The organism is Devosia sp. MC1541, assembly GCF_012847305.1.
Taxonomy (GTDB): domain Bacteria; phylum Pseudomonadota; class Alphaproteobacteria; order Rhizobiales; family Devosiaceae; genus Devosia.
Genome location: NZ_JABBDZ010000016.1, coordinates 1 through 19981 on the forward strand (window position 1 = coordinate 1; position 19981 = coordinate 19981).

Here is a 19981-nt window from a genome sequence, read left to right on the forward strand (position 1 = left end):
TCGAGGTACCCCTTCCGGATCAGGTAGTCGAATATGCCGCGTATCGTGCTCAGATATTTGGCATCGACAGTTGTGGAGCTGATCGGCGGCAGCGGACTTGCACGCTTGGCGTTCAGAGCAATGGCCTTCATCGGATCGTCGGTCTTGAGATGCTTTATAGCATCAACGGGCATTTGATCGATCAAATCCCGATACCGCAGCATGTCCTCCTTTTTGTACTGAAAGACCGGCTTGTCGCCCATGGTGGCAATAAAGATTTGCAGCTTCGTGCGGATTTCAGCCAGATATTTCGGGGACCTCCGCTTCCTGAGCAGATCTGCAAAATGTCCCTCAATATGCGCCGTTAATGGCTTCTTCGCTTCAGGATGGAGTGTCCCCAGCCGCATCGCTTCCGCAACTGCCAGCGCCAGTGCCTCTGGCGTCTGGTTACTAATGGCCGGCACGGGAGATGCTGCTCGCGCAGAATCCGTTGAGAATGCAAAAGATGAGGGAGCCATATCGGCAGGCTTTTGACCGTCGATCATACACTGCGTGGGAGCCGGTGCAGCCACCGCAGCATCAATGGTGTCTTGCCCGATCTTGCCAACGGAAGCCTCATCATTGATCCCGGCATTCAGGCTGTCGAGAAGCATGCGATATTTTGCGCGCTCTGCCCAGGCCCGGCTGTCGCGGTCAAAGTCGTCCATCACACGGCCCAGGACGACATTCAACGCATCGCGTGCGCCCGGCTTGAGCCCAGCGTCGCGGAGTATCGCGAAAGCCTCTTCAACCAGCAAAACCAGTGTCCACGCTCTTTGCCGGGCCACCCGCTTATTGCACGTACGCAATGACCTGCGGATGTCCGTATTGCCAAGGCGATCGATCAGGTCAACCGGAACCGAGCGACGGAACCAGTAGACCGGACCTCGCCGGTGAACAAAGGATGAAATGGAACTTGGCAAGGAACAAACACTCCCGTCACTGTGACGGGATGCTGTGACAGAATCCGTATTTTGATTCGGATTCAACTCTAACAATATCAATGGCTTAGAAGTGGCGGAGAGGGGGGGATTCGAACCCCCGATAGAGTTGCCCCTATGCCGCATTTCGAGTGCGGTGCATTCAACCGCTCTGCCACCTCTCCGCGAGGTCTTCAGCGATCTTTTCCAAGACCGCCGTGGTTGATGGGCGGCTTATGACATAGGCTTTTTACCCTTGCAACTCCCCCGCCCCAAGATTTCCTCGCTGATATTGCGACATGTTTTCCGCCTCACCCCGCAGACGTAGGCCAAACACAAGGGGAAGTCCCGCAAACCCACGCCTTCAGTAGGGCTAAGAGCGGTCGCTTTGCAATTTTGCTGGACAGAGAGGCGATTGTGGAAAACACCATGATCACAGTTCAGCAGAACCGACGAGCAAAGCCCGGTTTTTCAGGGGCTTTGCCTTGACTCTGGCGCCATTTCCCTCGATAAGCCGAGCAACTGGCGCGCTGGTGTCTAACCAGAGCGTTTGTTTCGTTTGAAAACGCTGTTCGAGGCTACGGGTCAAACTCGATTTGACCAATCGCGAAGACCGCTGATCCCAAAAGGGTTTGCGGCGCCGTAGAGCGCGACAACAAGGGACCGATTGAAACCCAATCGGACTATATATGACTTTTGCCGTTATCAAGACGGGCGGTAAGCAGTACAAGGTTGCTGCTAACGACGTCATCAAGATCGAAAAGCTGGACGCAGCTCCAGGCGACATCGTCACCTTCGACGAAGTCCTCATGGTTGGCGACACCGTCGGCGCTCCGCTGGTGGAAGGCGCTCTGGTCGCTGCTGAATTGGTTGAAACCAAGAAGCAGAAGACCGTCATCATCTTCAAGAAGCGTCGTCGCCACAATTCGCGTCGTCGTAACGGTCACCGCCAGCAGCTCACCACTGTTCGCATCACCGAAATCCTGACCGGCGGCGCAAAGCCGACCATTCAGGCTGCTGCTAAGGCTGAAGCCCCAGCTGCTGTTGCTGATGAAGCTGCAGCACCAAAGGCTGCTAAGAAGCCAGCTGCTAAGAAGGTTGCTGCAACCGACGACGCTGCTGCTGAAAAGCCAGCAAAGAAGGCCGCTGCCAAGAAGGCAGCTCCTAAGGCCGATCAGGAATAAGGAGCCCTAGAGATGGCACATAAAAAAGCAGGCGGTTCATCCCGCAACGGTCGTGATACCGCTGGCCGTCGTCTTGGCGTGAAGAAGTTCGGTGGCGAAGCTGTTATCGCTGGCAACATCATCATCCGTCAGCGCGGCACCAAGTGGGCAACCGGCACCGGCGTTGGTCTTGGTAAGGACCACACGATCTACGCACTCGTAGACGGCAACGTTGCGTTCCGCACCCGCGCGAATAACAAAGTACACGTGTCTGTCATCCCGGCAGCAGCAGCCGAATAATCCGGCAAGCTGACAATCTTGCCGGTGACCCTAGGTCTCCCGGCAAGTTTGGTGACACACCGAAGATGAAGGGGGACCGGGAAACCGGTTCCCCTTCTTTCATTTCGGAGTTTTCGCCATGACCAGCTTTAAAGACCTGCTGCCAACCACGATCACCACTGCGCGCCTGGTTCTGGCCACTCCGACCCTCAATGACGTCCAAGCCATCGCGCGCGCGTGCAATAATCGAAATGTGCATCGATTCATGTCGCGATTGCCCTTCCCATACGGCGAAGACGACGCCCGCTTTTTTATCGAAAACATTGTTCCCAGTGATGGCGAGCACGTGCTCGGCATTTATCTCGAGGGAGCGCTAATCGGTATCGTTGGCTTTCGTCTTGAAGGCGGACAGGAGCCAGAACTGGGCTACTGGCTGGCGGAAGAGCATTGGGGGAACGGCTATATGAGCGAAGCCGCCGAGGCCTTGGTGGCTGCGGCGCGCAAAACAGGCGTCGCATCGCTTAGGTCGCGCGCCTTGGCCGAGAACACCGCCTCGCGCGGGGTTTTGCGTAAAATTGGCTTTATCGAAGTGGGGGAAGGCCCTGACCTCGAAGGCAATCTGATCGGACAGCCCGTCGTTTATATGAGATTGGAACTCATAAGATGACCACGCTCAGAACAGAACGCCTGACCCTCAGGCCGCCAAGCCTTGATGATGCGCCAGCCTTTGTTTTGACCATGGGCTCTTATGATGTTGCGCGCTGGATGACGCCTCTGCCGTGGCCGTTTACCCTGAGCATGGCGCGCGATTGGCTGGCCGATGTGATCGCACCGAGCTCAGTGCGCACCATGTTTGTCGTTGAACAGCACGGCATCATGGTGGGTGGAGTGACCATCACCCCTGAGCTCGGGTTTGGCATAACCCGCAGCCATTGGGGACGCGGCCTCGGCACCGAGGCGGTGCGCGCCGTGCTCGATTGGTATTTTGCCTCATCCGAGCGGGACACCATCACCACGGCGGTGCAGGTCAACAATTTGGCATCGCTCCGCTTGCAGGAGAAACTGGGTTTTTTGCCCATTGATCGCGATCGACGCTTCTCTCATGCGTTGCAGCACAATGTGGAGCATGTGATCTCCCTGCTGACGCGCAGTGCTTGGGTGGGACGAGAGATGCTCGCCGAACCGCAAGCGCAAGAGGATAACAGACGCGTGCTGGAATGCTGAGCCCGATGATCAAAACCGCGCGCCTGACGCTGCGTCAGCCAATATTGGCCGACGCCGAGCTGATTACCCGCTATCTCAATAATTTTGAGGTATCGGGCAATCTGGCGCGCGTTCCCTACCCTTATGAGCGCAGCTATGCCGAAACTTGGCTGCGGTCTTTGCGCCCACCCAGTGTTGCAGACGAGGTCAATTTCTCAATTGATCTCGACGGACGGGGATATGTGGGCCATATCGGCTATCAATCTGGTCCATCCGGTCCCGTTTTGGGATATTGGTTGGGTCAACCCTTTTGGAACCAAGGGATCATGAGTGAGGCCGCGACGGCAGCTGTCGCGTGGTTTTTTGCTCAAACCCAGGCTCCAGCCCTTTACTCGGGCGTCTACCATTTCAACCATGCCTCGCTGGCCGTGCAAAAACGGCTCGGGTTTACCGAGATGGAACGTTCCACTTTGCACTGCCTTGCACGAGACGCTGAGGTAGAGCATATCGATACCATATTGACGCACAGCGTCTGGAAGGCACGACAGGCATGAAATTTCTCGACCAGGCCAAGGTCTACATCAAATCAGGTGCTGGTGGCGCTGGCGCTGTCAGCTTCCTGCGCGAAAAATTCGTTGAGTTCGGCGGCCCCGATGGCGGCAATGGCGGACGCGGCGGCAATATTATCGCTGAATGCTGCGAAGGGCTGAACACGCTCATCGACTTCCGCTATCAGCAGCACTTCCGCGCTGACACCGGCGTCCACGGCATGGGCAAGAACCGCACCGGCGCCGACGGCGAAGACATTGTTCTGCGCGTGCCCAAGGGCACCCAGATCTTTGAAGAAGATCAGGAAACGCTGATCGCCGACTTCACAGAAATCGGCCAGCGCGTCGTGCTGCTGCAGGGCGGCAATGGCGGCTTCGGCAATGCCTATTTCAAGACCTCGTCCAACCAGGCACCGCGCCGCGCGAACCCTGGCCAGGAAGGCATTGAAAAGGGCATTTGGTTGCGCCTGAAACTGATCGCGGACGCGGGTCTCGTCGGCCAGCCAAACGCAGGCAAGTCAACCTTCCTCGCGGCCGTTTCGGCGGCAAAGCCAAAGATCGCCGACTATCCCTTCACCACGCTGCACCCCAACCTTGGTGTTGTGCGCATTGGCGAGCGTGAATTCGTTCTGGCCGATATTCCGGGCCTGATCGAAGGCGCGAGCGAAGGCATTGGTATCGGTGACCGTTTCCTCGGCCACATTGAACGCTGTAAGGTTCTGATCCACCTCATCGATGGCACCAATGAAGACGTGGCACACGTCTATGAAGCGGTGCGCTATGAGCTTGGCGCTTATGCGGACGTTTTGGCTGAGAAGGAAGAGATTGTTGTTCTCAACAAGATCGACGCTTTGACCGAAGAAGAGATCGCCGAAAAGGTCGCCGCCATTCAGGAAGTGACCGACGCTGAAATCCGCCTCGTTTCCGGCGCGACCGGTAAGGGTGTTGATCAGGTTCTTTACGACGTGCTGAACCTGCTCGACGCAGAAAAGGCCGCTGAGGACGCTGGCAAGACTGCCCACGTTCCGTGGACACCATAATCTGACCCAATCTGGGGGTTCTCGCTGCGTTGAGAACCCCTTTTTTCCGACGACCCACGCGCCTCTTGAGAACCAGGCTCTGGCGCACCAAAGACCCACAATCGGATCTAAACAGATGACCGCCCTCGCCTCCTACCGCCGCATCACCATCAAGATCGGCTCGGCCCTTTTGGTGGACAAAGCTGGCAAATTGCGCGCCGAATGGCTGGCGCAGCTGGCCCAAGACGTGGCGAGCTTGAAAGGCGAAGGCAAGGAGATCGTCATCGTCTCCTCAGGCGCGATTGCGCTCGGTCGTGGGCTACTGGGACTATCGGCGCTGTCGCTGACGCTCGAACAATCGCAAGCGGCCGCCAGTGCCGGGCAAATTGCGCTGTCCCAGGCTTGGGCAGAGGCATTGGGCAAGCATGGTATTGTGACCGGGCAAATCCTGATCACGCCCAATATCACCGAAGAGCGCCGCTACTTCCTCAATGCGCGCACCACCATCCGCACCCTGCTCGGCTTAGGCGCAATTCCGATCATCAACGAGAATGACTCGGTGGCGACGGCTGAAATTCGCTATGGCGACAACGATCGCCTGTCGGCGCGCGTCGCCACGATGATCGAAGCAGATTTGCTTGTGCTGCTTTCCGATATTGATGGGCTCTATACCGCGCCTCCCGCCAAAGACCCCAACGCGACCCATATTCCGGTCGTGGAGCGCATAACGGCTGAAATCGAATCCATGGCCGGGGGCGCTGCAAGCCACCTCTCGCGGGGCGGCATGACCACTAAGGTCGAGGCAGGCAAAATCGCAACGCTTGCGGGGACCGCGATGATCATCGCCAAGGGCACCGAAGCGCACCCGCTGGCCCGCCTCAACACGGGCGGCTTACACACCCTATTCAAAGCGGCCACCAGCCGCGCCCAATCGCGCAAACGCTGGATTATGGGCACGCTTTCAGTAGCAGGCACGCTGCAGCTCGACGCTGGTGCCGTACGTGCGCTGCGTCAGGGCAAATCGCTGCTGCCCGTTGGCGTGACCAAGATCACCGGTGATTTTGAGCGCAGCGACACTATTGCTATTCTCGATGACGCCGGGCGCGAAATTGCGCGTGGTCTGTCGAGCTTTGACAGTGCAGACGCCCGTCTGGTGATGGGCAAGAATTCTGATCGCATGGGCGAACTTCTGGGCGTGGGCAACCGCTCGGAAATGGTGCATCGCGACAATCTGGTTATGATCGGTATCGACGAGGAGGCTTTGGTATGAGCGCAGCAGAAATGACCGCGGACGCCTCCCTGCCTCAGATCATGGCCGATCTGGGCCGCAACGCGCGCAAGGGCGCGAGTGCCCTCAAGATCGCGACCGCCGAACAAAAGCGCACGGCCCTGCTCACTGCCGCTGGCGCGATCAACGCGCATCGCAAAGCCATTTTGAAGGCCAATGCGCTCGACATGGCAGCCGCAACCGAAAAGGGCATATCCGGGGCTTTCCTCGATCGGCTTTTGCTCAATGATGCGCGGATCGACGGCATTATTGCAGCGGTCAAAACCATTGCTGAACTGCCTGACCCCGTTGGCACCGTCATTTCCGAATGGGATCGTCCCAACGGGCTTCATATCGAGCGCGTGCGCACCCCGCTCGGCGTGATCGGCGTGATTTTTGAATCGCGTCCGAATGTGACTGCTGACGCGGGCGCGCTCTGCATCAAGGCCGGCAACGCCGTTATTTTGCGCGGCGGCTCGGACAGTTTCCACTCGTCGCGCGCCCTAGTTGATTGCCTGCTCGATGGGCTGCATCTGGCCGGCCTGCCGGTTGAATGCGTGCAGCTGGTGCCGACAACGGATCGTGCAGCCGTGGGCGAAATGCTCAAGGGTCTCGACGGCAATATTGATGTGATCGTGCCACGAGGCGGCAAATCGCTGGTGGCGCGCGTACAGGCAGAAGCGCGGGTGCCAGTGTTTTCCCATCTTGAGGGACTGGTGCACGTCTACGTCGATAAAAGCGCTGACCTCGAAAAGGCCGTGGCGATTACCGCCAACGCCAAAATGCGCCGCACGGGCATTTGCGGCGCGGCTGAAACCCTGCTGGTTCACAAGGACGTAGTGGACACCCATCTCAAGCCGATCATCGCAGCGTTGATCGAAAAAGGCTGCGAAATCCGTGGCGATGCGCAGGTTATGAGCTTGATCCCCGACGCCATCGCGGCGACGGAGCAGGACTGGAAGACCGAATATGAAGACGCCATCATCTCGGTGAAAATCGTCGATAGTGTTGAGGCCGCCATCGCCCATATCGAGCATTATTCGAGCCATCACACCGAGGCGATTATCGCTGAGGATGCTGAGGCGGTTGAAAAATTCTTCAACGAGATCGACAGCGCCGTGATCATGCACAATGCCTCGACCCAATTCTCCGACGGTGGTGAATTTGGGTTCGGCGGCGAGATCGGTATTGCGACGGGCAAGATGCATGCACGCGGGCCGGTTGGCGTCGAGCAGCTGACGAGCTTTAAATATCGTGTGCGCGGCAACGGGCAATTGCGGCCTTGATGCTGAAGCCCCCCTCACCCGCCGCTTCGCGTCGACCTCTCCCCCTAGGGGCGAGGTAAAGAGTGCTCCGGCCAAAACTCAAGATTGCGGGTATCACCGAAATCCCACCTTCGGGATCGGGGATGCGCATTGGGCTTTTTGGCGGGAGTTTTAATCCCCTGCATGACGGGCACCTCCTCGTGATGCAGGAAAGCCTACGGCGTTTGCAGCTTGATGCGCTCTGGGTTTTGGTGACACCGGGCAATCCGCTCAAGAACAACGCGGGCCTACCGAGCTTAAAAGAGCGGGTGTTGGCCGCGCGAGCACGCATCCGCGATCCGCGCATAAAAGTCACCGGGTTCGAGGCAGCCCTCGGGATAAAATACACTTGGCAGACGCTGAACCATCTTGTCACAGCCCTGCCCGACCGACGCTTTGTTTGGATCATGGGGGCCGACAGCCTCGCTGACATGCACAAGTGGGAGCGCTGGCGGCAAATTTTTGCAACCACGCCGATTGCCGTCTATGCGCGTCCCGGTGCTGCGCGCAAAGCCTTGGCCAGCCGAGCCTCTGCCACATTTGACTACGCAAAACGTGATGAAGACGCCCCGGCCCTGATTGTCGGGGCGCAAACGCCAGCCTGGGTTTATCTCCAAGGCAGGCAATCAAATCTGTCGTCTAGCGCCATTCGAGCGGCTCAAAATCCCGCTGTTTCTTGATTTTCAGCCTGACCTTGCGAAATCCTCGGTAAACGCGTATTTTTAGGGCCAATGGTGAATTCACCGGAACAGGAAATGACGGCTTGCCGTATTCACGTCGCCGCGACATTCCGAGCAACAATTTTAGGATCGATATCCCTCGCATGACCCATGCACGCGCATGGGCGGAAGGCCTTTGCTAATGGCCACGCCCGAAAACACCGCCCCTGCTTCCCGAGACGACGTAGTGGCACAGAAGAAAACTCTCATTGAGGTTATCCTCAACACGATCGATGACGCCAAGGCCGAAGACACTGTTTCTGTCGACCTCGAAGGCAAGTCCTCGATTGCTGATTACATGGTGGTGACCTCTGGTCGCTCGAACCGTCACGTCGCCGCTGTTGCTGACCAGCTGGTCATCGCCCTGCGCGACGCCGGTTTCGGTAAGCCACGCGTTGAAGGCCTGCAGCAGGCCGACTGGGTACTGATCGATGCGGACGACGTTATCGTTCACATCTTCCGCCCAGAAGTGCGCGAGTTCTACAGCATCGAAAAGATGTGGCAGGCCGATTTCTCGGCGGATCAGCACTAAGATCTCATGCGCATCGCAATCGCGGCCGTTGGCCGGATGAAGAACGGGCCAGAGCGCGAGCTTGTGGCCCGTTATCTTGAGCGCGCTCAGGGCAGCGGCAAACCATTGGCTCTGACCGGCTTTGACGTATCAGAACTCAATGAAAGCCGGGCCGGGTCGGCGCCTGCGCGCAAGAGCGAGGAAGCCAAAGGCCTCCGCGCCGCTCTGCCCGAGGGCGGGGTTTTGGTGGCGCTCGATGAGCGCGGCAAAGCCATCACCTCGGAAAGCTTTGCCAAGCAAATCGGTCGTTGGCGAGACGATGGCCGCTCGTCAGTGAGCTTTATGATCGGCGGCGCTGACGGACTTGATCCAGAACTGGTGAAACAATGCGATTTAGTGGTGAGCTTTTCACCCATGGTCTGGCCACATCAGCTGGTTAGGATCATGCTGGCTGAACAACTTTATCGCACAACCACAATCCTTTCGGGCCATCCCTATCATCGCGGCGACTAGGCTTTCGCCATAGTCTCGCCGCTGTGATGGTTAAGCAGAGTTAACGGGCGATTGTCCGAAGGCTTGCTAAATTGCCGCTGAATTGATTCGGGATCGTTTATCCCTCGAGGAGACGCCATGCCTCTGCGGCCGGCCCGCACCGTTAAGACCCTGCTTGCCGGCGCCGTTCTGGCAGGCCTTGGCGTATTCCCTATTCTCTCGCAAGACGCGGAACCTATTCCCAATCCAGCGGCGGAACTGCGCCCGGCGCTCGACGTCGCTCAACCTGCTGGTGAGACCGGTCTCGACCTAACAACTGAACAGCCTGTGGCCCCCCCGGTCGAAGTCCTGCCGCCCGAAGAGCCGCAGCTCGATGTCGGCAATCTGGAAGAGGTTGAAGCCTCGCTGACCATCTCGCGGGAGCGCATCGATGCGCTTAAAGCCGAGATTGAAGCGATGGAAGGGGATCGCACCCAGCAAAACGCGGCGCTCATTGGCGCGGCGCAGCGGGTCAAATTGGCGGAAATCGAAATCGCCGATGTGGAAGAGCGCCTCTCCGAGCTGATCGTCAAAGAGATGGACGTCCGCGGGCGTCTTGATGGCGCCGACGCTGAGGTCGCCAACGTGCTGGCAGCGCTTCAACGCATATCGCTCCATCCGCCTCCGGCACTCATCGTCGATCCGAGCGATGCTTTGGGTTCGGCGCGTGGGGCTATGCTGATCTCAGCGATCGTGCCGCAATTGCGCGCCAAGGCGGATTCTGTGTCGGCAGACCTAAAAGAGCTGACCGATATTAAGATCGCGGCCATGGCCGAAGAGGAAACTCTACGCGCCAATCAGGACGTTCTCGAAGAAGAACAATTGCGCATTGCGACCCTGATTACGGCACGCAAGACCGGTATCAACCAACGCACCACGCAATTGCAGGCGGAAGAGGAAGCGGCTGTCGCCCTGGCTGAAAAGGCCGCGACGCTGCGTGAACTTATTAGCGCCCTCTCCGACCGCGCCAATGCCTCAACGCGTCCCGCTTCGCCTGACGAGGACCTGCCGCGCCTCTCGCCAGAGGCCGTACAATTGGCCTTTGCCAACACCAGCCGCACGCAACCTGCAGTGCCCTTCCCACTGGCACGCGGGTATTTGACCCAACCAGCCAATGGAACACTGGCGCTCGATTGGGGGGCCAATGACGGCAAAGGTGGGGTCTCTCAAGGCCAGTATCTGATCACCCGTCCGACGGCGCAGGTTCTCGCTCCATCAGATGGTTGGGTGCTTTATAAGGGCCCTTACCTCAATTACGGCGAAATCATCATTCTCAATACCGGGGATGGCTACACCACGCTCCTCGCCGGTTTGGAATCCATTGCGACTGAGATTGGCCAGTTTGTCCAAATGGGCGAACCCCTCGGGACGATGGGATCGCGCACCATTGGACGAACAGTCACCACAGGTGCTGGTAACAACGAACCAACGCTTTATATTGAGCTGAGAAGAGACAACGAGCCTTTCGACCCGAACGGTTGGTGGGCCACTATCGAACAGACTGGATAAACACATTTATGCATCCTCCTAAGCACCGTGTCGCCGCAGTCTGTGCGGCCCTGCTCCTGTCCTCCACCAGCCTGGTTCTGGCGCAAGACGCAGCTCCAACCGATCCTGCACCCACTGAGCAACCCGCTGAGGAGGCGCCAAACCCGAGCGGGGAAGAGCCAGAGCCCAGCAAGCAGGAGAAGGCCGAGCCGCGGAGCGATGATGAGATCTATAGCGATCTCAATCTGTTCGGCGAAATCTTCGACCGCATTCGCGCTGAATATGTTGATCCGCCGGATGAGCAGGAGCTGATCCGCGCCGCCATTCAGGGCATGCTGACCTCGCTTGATCCGCATTCGGGCTATCTGCCGCCTGCCGATTACGACGATGTGCGTGAAGACACCTCGGGCCAGTTCGGTGGTCTGGGCGTCGAGATCCAGATGGAAGACGGCTATATTAAAGTGGTCTCGCCCATCGACGACACCCCGGCTGCCAAGGCTGGCATTCTCTCCAATGACCTTATCATCGAGATCGACGGCGACGACGTTCAGGGCATGACCCAGGACGAAGCCGTTGGCAAAATGCGCGGCCCCGTCGGCACCAAGGTAAAAATCACCATTGCCCGCGAAGGCGTGAACGAGCCTCTCGAGTTCGAACTGACCCGCGGCACCATTTCGATGCGCGCTGTGCGCTGGAGCATGGAAGGGGATGACGAAGTCGCGGTTCTGCGCCTGTCGCGCTTCTCCGAACAGGCTTTCGTCGGCATCGAAAAGGCCGTGGACGATATCTGGAAAGAACGTGAAGGCAAGGCGCCCAAGGGCATCATCCTTGACCTGCGCAACAATCCAGGCGGACTGGTCGATCAGTCGGTCTATGTTGCCGACGCCTTCCTTGAACGCGGCGCTGTTGTGCTGACCCGTGGCCGCACCGAACGCGAAAGCGCTCGCTATGACGCAGCGCCCGATCCACTCGATCGTCGCCTCAAAGACATTCCGATGATTGTTCTGGTCAACGGTGGCTCGGCTTCTGCTTCGGAAATCGTCGCCGGTGCTCTGCAAGACCACAAGCGCGCAACCGTTGTTGGCACGCGCTCATTCGGCAAGGGTTCGGTGCAGTCGATCATCGGGCTTGGTCCTGATGGCGCAATGCGGATCACAACCGCGCGCTATTACACGCCATCAAACCGGTCCATTCAGGCGCTCGGCATCACGCCCGACATTGAAGTGCTGCAGAAGGTTCCTGACGAGATCAAGGGTCGTGACGAGATCATCGGCGAAGCTGCACTCGAAGGCCATATCGAGATCGAAGGCCAGGAAGAAGCGACAGTCGGCTCGTCGGTTTACGTGCCGCAAGATGCAGCCGAGGACGTACAGCTCCAGTATGCGGTGAAGCTGATTACCGGTGAAGAAACCCACGAAGCCTTCCCGCCAAAGGCGGAATAAAGGTTTTCGCACTAAACTTGTGATGCGGCGTGATTCGCGCCGCATCCTGACAACTGAACTACCCCAGTGGGCACGAGCGCAACGATATGGCCAATGACCTTTCGACGCCTTTGAGAGGGCGCAAACATCGGGTCGATGGCGGCCGGCATCATTTCCCGCTGGCCCGCACATTGTTCGGGGTCAGTATCGTTATCTTGCTTGGCGCCCTTGGGCGGATCGTCTTGGTAGACGACCCGCTCGGCGGCCGCCCAATGGCTGAAGTGGCTATCACCTCGACGCGTGACGCCAATGCGGTCGCAAATGCTGTCGCCGTGCCGAACGCCTCGGCTGGCGCGACCTCACCCGTCACAATCACCGCAGACGATCAGCAATTTCCTGCAGGGCAAGTCCCCCTCGTTCCTTATGAGCCTGCCGAAACCACACCACGACCATCGCTGGAAGTGAGTTTGATCGGCACAGGCGTTCTGCCTGAATTGGCGGAAGAAACCGTCAATGGCATCATCCCGCGCATGTCGCCCACGGGCCTTGGCCCCTTCGACGCCTACCGGCGTCCGTTCGATGAAATTGCGCCAAATCTGGCCAAAATCGCCATTGTCGTGACCGGTCTCGGCATTAACGAGCAGGGCTCGATGAACGCCATTGATCAGCTCCCGGCTGACATCACTCTCGCTTTTGCGCCCTATGGCCGCTCGCTGGTGGGCACCGTCAATACCGCAAGGGCATCCGGCCATGAGGTGATGCTGGAAATCCCGCTTGAGCCCTTTGATTATCCGCAAAATGATCCCGGCCCGCACACGATGCTGACCGGCGAAACACCACGCGCAAATCTCGACAAGCTGTTTTGGCTGATGTCGCGCTTCGGCGGTTATTTCAGCGTGATGAACAATATGGGCGCGCGGTTTACCGCTTCGGCCGGAGACATGAGCCCAGTCATGGAAGAGCTGGGCCTGCGCGGCTTGGGCTATCTCGATGACGGCTCCTCGAACCGCTCGGTGGCTGGGCAGCTGGCAGAGGCCAATAATGTGCCTTTTACCCGCGCCACGACAATGCTCGACGCCAACCCATCTCGTCCTGCTATTCTCTCAGCGATTGCCAGCCTTGAAGCTCAGGCCATGGAAACTGGCTCGGCGATTGGTATTATTAGTGCGCTGCCCATCTCGGTGCAGACCGTGTCGGAATGGGCACAGGAGCTAGACGCCAAAGGGATCGTCCTGGTCCCCGCCAGCGCACTTATGAAATAGGCCTTATCAATGTCCGATCGTCCAGATCGTGAGAGCCTGCCCTATCGTGACTGCGTTGGGGTGGCTCTGTTTAATGCCCAAGGCAAGGTTTTTCTCGGCCATCGTCTCTCGGAAGGCGACCCAGAAAAGTCCAGTTCTTCGGGCTTTGCCTGGCAGATGCCGCAAGGCGGCATCGACAAGGGCGAAGACAGTCTCAAGGCCGCTCTGCGTGAGCTTTATGAAGAGACAAATGTCACCTCCGTGAGCCTCCTCGCTGAGGCCCCTGAGTGGATCTATTACGATTTTCCGCCCGAGATCATGGGTGTTGGGTTTAAAGGCAAATATCGCGGACAGCGCCAGCGTTGGTACGCCTTCGCCTTCACAGGCGATGAGAGCGAAATCAATGTTCTGGCCCCTGCAAAAGGCAAGCATAAGCCCGAGTTCAACGGGTGGCGTTGGGAGGACCTAACCTTGGCTCCCGAATTGATCATCCCGTTCAAACGCGATGCTTACGACAAAGTCGTCGACGCATTTGCTGACATTCCTCGGCGGTATTTCTCGTGAAAACAATTGGTCTGATTGGCGGCATGAGCTGGGAATCGACCGCTCACTACTACCGCATTCTCAACACCGAAACGGCGCGCCGTCTCGGGGGCCTCCATTCAGCGCCCGTGATCATTCACTCCGTCGATTTCGCGCCAATCGCCGCCATGCAAGCCGAAGGTCGTTGGCATGATGCAGGCGTTGTGCTCAATGGCGCCGCCAAAGCCCTTGAAGCGGCTGGAGCGCAAGTTCTGGGCTTGGCCACCAACACCATGCATCTTGTCGCTGAAGAGGTCACAGAGGGCGTTTCAGCGCGCTTTATCCATATCGCCGACCCAACGGCTGATGCCCTGCTGGCTGATGGCTATGATACGGTTGGGCTTTTGGGCACGCGGTTCACCATGGAGATGGGATTTTATAAGGATCGCCTCTCGGCCCGTGGCTTGACGCCTCTTACTCCAGACGTCGATCACACCAATCTCAACGGCATTATCTACGACGAGCTCTGCAAAGGCATCATCCGCGAAGAGTCGCGAAAAATCTATCTCAACGCGATTGAGCGCTTGGCCCATCGCGGCGCGCAGGCGGTCATTTTGGGCTGTACGGAGATCGGTATGCTGGTGGATGACAGTGTGAGCGCTTTGCCCTGCTATGACACCACGGAACTGCATGCGCAGGCGCTTGTCGACGCGGCCCTAGCGTAACCCGAAACTATTCCAGCTCAAATGCAAGAAGGCCGCCTCTGGGAGGGCGGCCTTCTTTTATATCAGTACTAATCGCAGGGATTAGTGGATGTGCGTGCCGTTCAATTGAGCAGCTTCCGCAGCCAGGTTCACGAGACCTGTGACGATTTCCTGCGCGAAGGTCATTTCTTCGACCTTGGCGTTCTTCAGGGTTTCCTGTGCAGCAGCGATCTGGGTCTTGAGACCTTCATGATCGAATTCGCTGAAAGGAACCGATTCTTCGGCGAGAATGGTCAAACCACTCGGCGAAACGTCAGCAAAGCCGCCGCGCACGAAATAGATCGATGCCTTGCCGTTGACAGGAGTCACGGTGATGAAACCGGAACGGAGGGTGGTCATGAACGGCGCATGGTCGGGCATGACGGTAAAGTAGCCTTCGGTGCCCGGAGCAGTGACAGACACTGCGGTCTCGGACAGCACAAGCCGCTCTGGCGACACGATCTCGATCTTGAGGCCTTCAGCCATTCTCTTGGTCCTTTGGCAATGAAGCCCGAAATGGATCCGGGCCCCTTGACGAAAAGGGTGGGCCGCCGGGGCGGCCCACACCGATTTTTAGCTTAGGCTGCCTGAGCGGCCAGCTTCTGTGCCTTGGCAACAGCGTCTTCGATGGTGCCAACCATGTAGAAGGCTGGTTCTGGAAGGTGATCGTAATCACCGTTCACGAGACCCTTGAAGCCCTTGATGGTGTCTTCGAGCTTTACGAACACGCCTGGCGAACCGGTGAACACTTCTGCCACGTCGAACGGCTGGGACATGAAGCGTTCGATCTTACGAGCGCGCGCCACGGTCAGCTTGTCTTCTTCCGACAATTCGTCCATCCCGAGGATGGCGATGATGTCCTGGAGAGCCTTGTACTTCTGCAGGATCGACTGAACCTGACGAGCGGTATCGTAGTGCTCCTGGCCAACAACGTTCGCGTCAAGGATACGCGAGTTCGAAGCCAGTGGATCCACTGCAGGGTAGATACCCTTTTCGGAGATCGCACGGTTCAGAACGGTCGTCGCGTCCAAGTGAGCGAAGGTGGTTGCTGGTGCCGGATCGGTCAAATCGTCCGCTGGAACGTACACGGCCTGCACCGAGGTAATCGAACCCTTGGTGGTGGTGGTGATGCGTTCCTGCATCGCGCCCATGTCGGTCGACAGGGTTGGCTGATAGCCCACTGCCGATGGAATACGGCCGAGCAGAGCCGACATTTCAGCACCTGCCTGAGTGAAGCGGAAGATGTTGTCGACGAAGAACAGAACGTCCTGGCCCTTGTCACGGAAGTTTTCCGCGATGGTGAGGCCCGTCAGAGCAACGCGAGCACGCGCGCCTGGTGGTTCGTTCATCTGGCCGAACACGAGAGCGCACTTAGACCCAGCGGCAGAGCCGTTGTTCTCATGTGGGTCCTTGTTCACGCCCGATTCGATCATTTCGTAGTACAGGTCGTTGCCTTCGCGGGTACGTTCACCCACGCCAGCGAACACCGAGTAACCACCGTGTGCCTTAGCAACGTTGTTGATCAGTTCCTGGATCAGAACGGTCTTGCCCACGCCGGCGCCACCGAACAGACCGATCTTACCACCGCGAGCGTATGGAGCGATCAGGTCAACAACCTTGATCCCGGTGACGAGCACTTCGGAAGCAGGGTTCTGTTCAGCAAATGCTGGAGCGTCCTGGTGAATTTCACGCAGGCCTTCTGATTCGATCGCACCAGCTTCGTCGATCGGCTCGCCGATAACGTTCATGATGCGGCCGAGGGTGCCTTCACCAACTGGAACGCGGATCGCGGTGCCCAGATCGGTTACTTCGGTGCCACGGACGAGACCTTCGGTCGTGTCCATAGCAATGGTGCGTACTGCGTTTTCGCCCAAGTGCTGAGCTACTTCGAGTACCAGACGCTGACCATTGTTAGTGGTTTCAAGCGCGTTCAGGATTGCGGGCAGGTGATCGTCGAACACCACGTCAACGACGGCGCCAATGACCTGCGATACGCGACCGGCCTTTTTATCTGCCATTTGTTCGTCCTCGCTGAGGGGTTAGAGCGCTTCCGCGCCGGAAATGATTTCGATAAGTTCTTTGGTGATCTGAGCCTGACGCTGGCGGTTATAGCTCAGCTGCAGCTTGCCGATCATGTCGCCCGCATTACGGGTAGCATTGTCCATTGCGGACATCTGCGCACCGTAGAACGAAGCACTGTTTTCGAGGAACGCGCGAAGGATCTGCACGCTGATATTGCGTGGCAGAAGGTCTTCGACGATCGCTTCTTCGCTGGGCTCATATTCGTAAAGTACGGTCGAGTTATCGACCTTACCCGCACCCTCAACAGCTTCGATCTTGGCCGGGATGAGCTGGACTGCCTGTGGCACCTGGCTGATCACGGAGTTGAACTTAGCAAAGAACAGGGTGGCGATATCGAATTCACCAGCTGCGAACATGGTCTGCAGACGCTGAGAAATCTCAGACGCCTGAGCAAAACCAACGGTCTTCACTTCGCGATAGCTGACCGTATCAACGATCAGATCGGCGAACTGACGACGCAGAATGTCGTGGCCCTTGCGACCGACGGTAAGAATTTTGACGGTCTTACCTTCAGCCTGAAGCTTCAAGACGTGATCGCGCGCAAGACGTGCGATCGACGAGTTGAAAGCACCAGCCAAGCCGCGCTCACCAGTGGCAACCACCAGCAGATGAACCTGGTCGCGGCCGTTACCAGCGAGCAACACCGGAGCATCTGCCTGGCCGTCATAAACGGCGGCCAAGGAGGAGAGCACCGCGCCCATACGCTCAGCGTATGGACGGGCAGCGACAGCCGCTTCTTGTGCGCGGCGCAATTTTGCGGCCGCGACCATCTGCATGGCTTTGGTGATCTTCTGGGTCGATTTGACCGAGTCGATCCGGTTTTTTAGGTCCTTTAGCGACGGCATAGCCTGTCGTCTCCTTCGGGCTTAGGCCGCGTAGGTCTTCTTGATATCATCAAGAGCCGACTTGAGCTTTGCACGGGTGTCGTCGCTCAGAGCCTTGTCCTTCGCGATGGTGGCGAGAATGTCAGCATACTTGCCGCGCAGAGCGGACAGGGTGTGCTGTTCAAAATCCATCACCTGCGAAACTGGGATCGAGTCGAGGTAGCCGTTCGCACCAGCGAAGATCACCGCAACCTGCTCTTCAGTCTTGAGCGGGCTGAACTGTGGCTGCTTGAGCAGCTCAGTCAGACGCGCACCACGGTTCAGAAGGCGCTGGGTTGCAGCGTCAAGGTCGGAACCGAACTGAGCAAATGCAGCCATTTCGCGGTACTGGGAGAGTTCACCCTTAAGCGAACCAGCAACCTGCTTCATCGCCTTGATCTGAGCCGAACCACCAACGCGGGAAACCGACAGACCGACGTTAACGGCTGGGCGGATACCCTGGAAGAAGAGGTTGGTTTCGAGGAAGATCTGGCCGTCGGTGATCGAGATCACGTTGGTCGGGATGTAAGCCGAAACGTCGTTTGCCTGGGTTTCGATAACTGGCAGAGCAGTCAGCGAGCCAAGACCATTGGCTTCGTTCATCTTCGCAGCGCGTTCGAGAAGACGGCTGTGGAGGTAGAAAACGTCGCCTGGGTAAGCTTCACGGCCTGGTGGACGACGCAGAAGAAGCGACATCTGGCGGTAAGCAACAGCCTGCTTGGTCAAATCGTCATACGCGATAACGGCATGCTTGCCATTGTCACGGAACCATTCGCCAATCGCGCAACCGGTGAACGGTGCGATGTACTGGAGCGGTGCTGGGTCCGAAGCGGTCGCAGCGATAACGATCGAGTACGGCAGGGCGCCGGATTCTTCGAGCTGACGCACGAACTGAGCAACGGTCGAACGCTTCTGGCCGATTGCAACGTAGATGCAATAGAGCTTGTCAGTGTCCGAAGCGCCTGCGTCGTGAGCTGGCTTCTGGTTGAGGAAGGTGTCGAGAATGATCGCGGACTTACCGGTCTGACGGTCGCCAATGATCAATTCACGCTGGCCACGGCCGATTGGGATCAGCGCGTCGATAGCCTTGAGGCCGGTCGACATTGGTTCGTGAACCGACTTACGTGGCAGAATGCCAGGAGCCTTAACGTCAACGCGACGACGTTCGGTGTGGTCGATTGGACCCTTGCCGTCGATCGGGTTACCCAGACCGTCGACAACGCGACCCAAGAGGCCTGGACCAACTGGGGTGTCCACGATGGCGCCGGTACGCTTAACGACGTCGCCTTCCTTGATCTGACGGTCGGAACCGAAGATCACGACACCGACGTTGTCGGTTTCGAGGTTAAGAGCCATGCCCTTAACGCCACCTGGGAATTCAACGAGCTCACCAGCCTGAACGTTGTCGAGGCCGTATACGCGGGCAATACCGTCACCGACGGAGAGCACCTGACCAACTTCGGAAACCTGGGCTTCCTGGCCGAAATTCTTGATCTGGTCCTTGAGGATCGCAGAAATTTCCGCGGCTTTGATGTCCATTTATCCGACCTCTTTCATGGCGACTTTCATCGCGGCGAGTTTTGTCTTGAGCGAAGAGTCGATCATCTGGCTACCGACTTTGACCTGAAGGCCACCGATGAGCGAGGGATCGACGAATTGATTGAGCGTGACTGTCTTGCCAAGCTTGGCCTTGAGCGTTTCCGCCAAAGCTGCTGCTTGTTCCGCGGTCAGCGGAGCGGCAGAGGTCACGTCTGCCGTGGTCTCGCCACGTGCTTCTGCGGCCAGTTCACGGAAAGCCGTGATGATCTGATCGAGAGCAAAGAGGCGACCATTCTGGGCCACCACGCGAAGGAAGTTAGCGACGGTCTGGTTGACCTTCGCGCGCTCAAGAATAGCGTTGAGCGCGGATGCTTTCACATCGCTGGAGAGAACTGGAGAACGGAGATAGCGAGAAAAATCTTCGCTTTCACCGATAAGCCGGGAGACGTCAGACAGGCCAGTTTCAACCTGAGCCATCTGGTTCTCGCTCCGGGCGAGGTCAAAAAGCGCCGACGCATATGGCCGCGCGATCTGGGTAAGCACTGAGTTCTGCGCTGCCAATGCTGCTTCACCCTCTAATTGGCCGTCTCCGGATGGGTA

General features: G+C 58.0%; 22 protein-coding genes and 1 tRNA gene. 16 read left to right on the forward strand and 7 right to left on the reverse strand.

Features of this window, described 5'->3' with window-relative positions:
- Together HKD40_RS14510 and HKD40_RS14515 are read right to left on the reverse strand one after the other, a co-directional pair.
- Positions 1–776: hypothetical protein (locus tag HKD40_RS14510; RefSeq protein ID WP_169196506.1), on the reverse strand; the 776-nt coding region annotated here is incomplete at its 3' end.
- Between the two features lie 257 nt (positions 777–1033).
- Positions 1034–1123: transfer RNA gene (locus tag HKD40_RS14515), tRNA-Ser, on the reverse strand.
- A 504-nt stretch (positions 1124–1627) separates the two neighbouring features.
- Here HKD40_RS14515 and rplU point away from each other — a divergent pair.
- The 16 genes from rplU to HKD40_RS14595 all read left to right on the forward strand — a co-directional run bounded on the left by rplU (position 1628) and on the right by HKD40_RS14595 (position 14879).
- Positions 1628–2122, forward strand: coding sequence for a 50S ribosomal protein L21 (gene rplU / locus HKD40_RS14520; protein WP_169196507.1), 495 nt, complete (start codon positions 1628–1630; stop codon positions 2120–2122).
- 12 nt (positions 2123–2134) lie between these two features.
- Complete coding sequence (rpmA, locus tag HKD40_RS14525; RefSeq protein ID WP_169196508.1) at positions 2135–2401, forward strand: 50S ribosomal protein L27; 267 nt, start codon at positions 2135–2137, stop codon at positions 2399–2401.
- A gap of 118 nt (positions 2402–2519) precedes the next feature.
- Positions 2520–3047, forward strand: coding sequence for a GNAT family N-acetyltransferase (locus HKD40_RS14530; RefSeq protein ID WP_169196509.1), 528 nt, complete (start codon positions 2520–2522; stop codon positions 3045–3047).
- Positions 3044–3604, forward strand: a complete 561-nt coding sequence (locus tag HKD40_RS14535; RefSeq protein WP_169196510.1) for a GNAT family N-acetyltransferase — start codon at positions 3044–3046, stop codon at positions 3602–3604. The genes HKD40_RS14530 and HKD40_RS14535 overlap by 4 nt, the downstream gene beginning before the upstream one ends.
- Positions 3605–3609: 5 nt before the next feature.
- Positions 3610–4137 (forward strand): GNAT family N-acetyltransferase, encoded by a 528-nt coding sequence (locus HKD40_RS14540; protein WP_169196511.1) that lies wholly within the window; start codon positions 3610–3612, stop codon positions 4135–4137.
- Positions 4134–5171 carry a GTPase ObgE gene (gene obgE / locus HKD40_RS14545; RefSeq protein ID WP_169196512.1) on the forward strand — a complete coding sequence of 346 codons (1038 nt, stop codon included), beginning with the start codon at positions 4134–4136 and terminating at the stop codon, positions 5169–5171. The genes HKD40_RS14540 and obgE overlap by 4 nt, the downstream gene beginning before the upstream one ends.
- Before the next feature lie 115 nt (positions 5172–5286).
- Positions 5287–6420 (forward strand): glutamate 5-kinase, encoded by a 1134-nt coding sequence (proB, locus tag HKD40_RS14550; protein ID WP_169196513.1) that lies wholly within the window; start codon positions 5287–5289, stop codon positions 6418–6420.
- Positions 6417–7703 carry a glutamate-5-semialdehyde dehydrogenase gene (locus tag HKD40_RS14555; protein ID WP_169196514.1) on the forward strand — a complete coding sequence of 429 codons (1287 nt, stop codon included), beginning with the start codon at positions 6417–6419 and terminating at the stop codon, positions 7701–7703. Before proB ends, HKD40_RS14555 begins: the two co-directional genes overlap by 4 nt.
- A 62-nt stretch (positions 7704–7765) precedes the next feature.
- Positions 7766–8401, forward strand: a complete 636-nt coding sequence (locus tag HKD40_RS14560) for a nicotinate-nucleotide adenylyltransferase (RefSeq protein ID WP_282567603.1) — start codon at positions 7766–7768, stop codon at positions 8399–8401.
- A gap of 181 nt (positions 8402–8582) precedes the next feature.
- On the forward strand, positions 8583–8972 hold the full coding sequence (rsfS, locus tag HKD40_RS14565) for a ribosome silencing factor (RefSeq protein ID WP_248306085.1): 390 nt from the start codon (positions 8583–8585) through the stop codon (positions 8970–8972).
- A 6-nt stretch (positions 8973–8978) separates the two neighbouring features.
- Positions 8979–9464 carry a 23S rRNA (pseudouridine(1915)-N(3))-methyltransferase RlmH gene (gene rlmH, locus HKD40_RS14570; protein ID WP_169196516.1) on the forward strand — a complete coding sequence of 162 codons (486 nt, stop codon included), beginning with the start codon at positions 8979–8981 and terminating at the stop codon, positions 9462–9464.
- A gap of 117 nt (positions 9465–9581) precedes the next feature.
- Positions 9582–10991: a peptidoglycan DD-metalloendopeptidase family protein gene (locus HKD40_RS14575; RefSeq protein WP_169196517.1), complete on the forward strand. Its 1410-nt coding sequence runs from the start codon at positions 9582–9584 to the stop codon at positions 10989–10991.
- Between the two features lie 8 nt (positions 10992–10999).
- A complete protein-coding gene (locus HKD40_RS14580; RefSeq protein ID WP_169196518.1) occupies positions 11000–12412 on the forward strand; it encodes a S41 family peptidase in 1413 nt (470 codons plus the stop codon).
- 86 nt (positions 12413–12498) lie between these two features.
- A complete protein-coding gene (locus tag HKD40_RS14585; protein WP_169196519.1) occupies positions 12499–13653 on the forward strand; it encodes a divergent polysaccharide deacetylase family protein in 1155 nt (384 codons plus the stop codon).
- A 9-nt stretch (positions 13654–13662) separates the two neighbouring features.
- Positions 13663–14196 carry an RNA pyrophosphohydrolase gene (locus HKD40_RS14590; RefSeq protein ID WP_169196520.1) on the forward strand — a complete coding sequence of 178 codons (534 nt, stop codon included), beginning with the start codon at positions 13663–13665 and terminating at the stop codon, positions 14194–14196.
- Positions 14193–14879 carry an aspartate/glutamate racemase family protein gene (locus HKD40_RS14595; protein WP_169196521.1) on the forward strand — a complete coding sequence of 229 codons (687 nt, stop codon included), beginning with the start codon at positions 14193–14195 and terminating at the stop codon, positions 14877–14879. Before HKD40_RS14590 ends, HKD40_RS14595 begins: the two co-directional genes overlap by 4 nt.
- Positions 14880–14960: 81 nt before the next feature.
- On the opposite strand, the gene HKD40_RS14600 is transcribed toward HKD40_RS14595, so the two are convergent.
- The 5 genes from HKD40_RS14600 to HKD40_RS14620 form a co-directional block, all read right to left on the reverse strand.
- Entirely contained in the window at positions 14961–15383 is a 423-nt protein-coding gene (locus HKD40_RS14600; RefSeq protein ID WP_169196522.1) for a F0F1 ATP synthase subunit epsilon, read from the reverse strand.
- Positions 15384–15475: 92 nt separating this feature from the next.
- On the reverse strand, positions 15476–16915 hold the full coding sequence (gene atpD / locus HKD40_RS14605; RefSeq protein ID WP_169196523.1) for a F0F1 ATP synthase subunit beta: 1440 nt from the start codon (positions 16913–16915) through the stop codon (positions 15476–15478).
- A gap of 21 nt (positions 16916–16936) precedes the next feature.
- Positions 16937–17824 (reverse strand): F0F1 ATP synthase subunit gamma, encoded by an 888-nt coding sequence (locus tag HKD40_RS14610; protein ID WP_169196524.1) that lies wholly within the window; start codon positions 17822–17824, stop codon positions 16937–16939.
- Positions 17825–17845: 21 nt separating this feature from the next.
- Positions 17846–19381, reverse strand: coding sequence for a F0F1 ATP synthase subunit alpha (gene atpA, locus HKD40_RS14615; RefSeq protein ID WP_169196525.1), 1536 nt, complete (start codon positions 19379–19381; stop codon positions 17846–17848).
- Complete coding sequence (locus HKD40_RS14620; protein WP_169196526.1) at positions 19382–19942, reverse strand: F0F1 ATP synthase subunit delta; 561 nt, start codon at positions 19940–19942, stop codon at positions 19382–19384. It abuts the gene before it with no gap.
- Positions 19943–19981 lie beyond the last annotated feature (39 nt).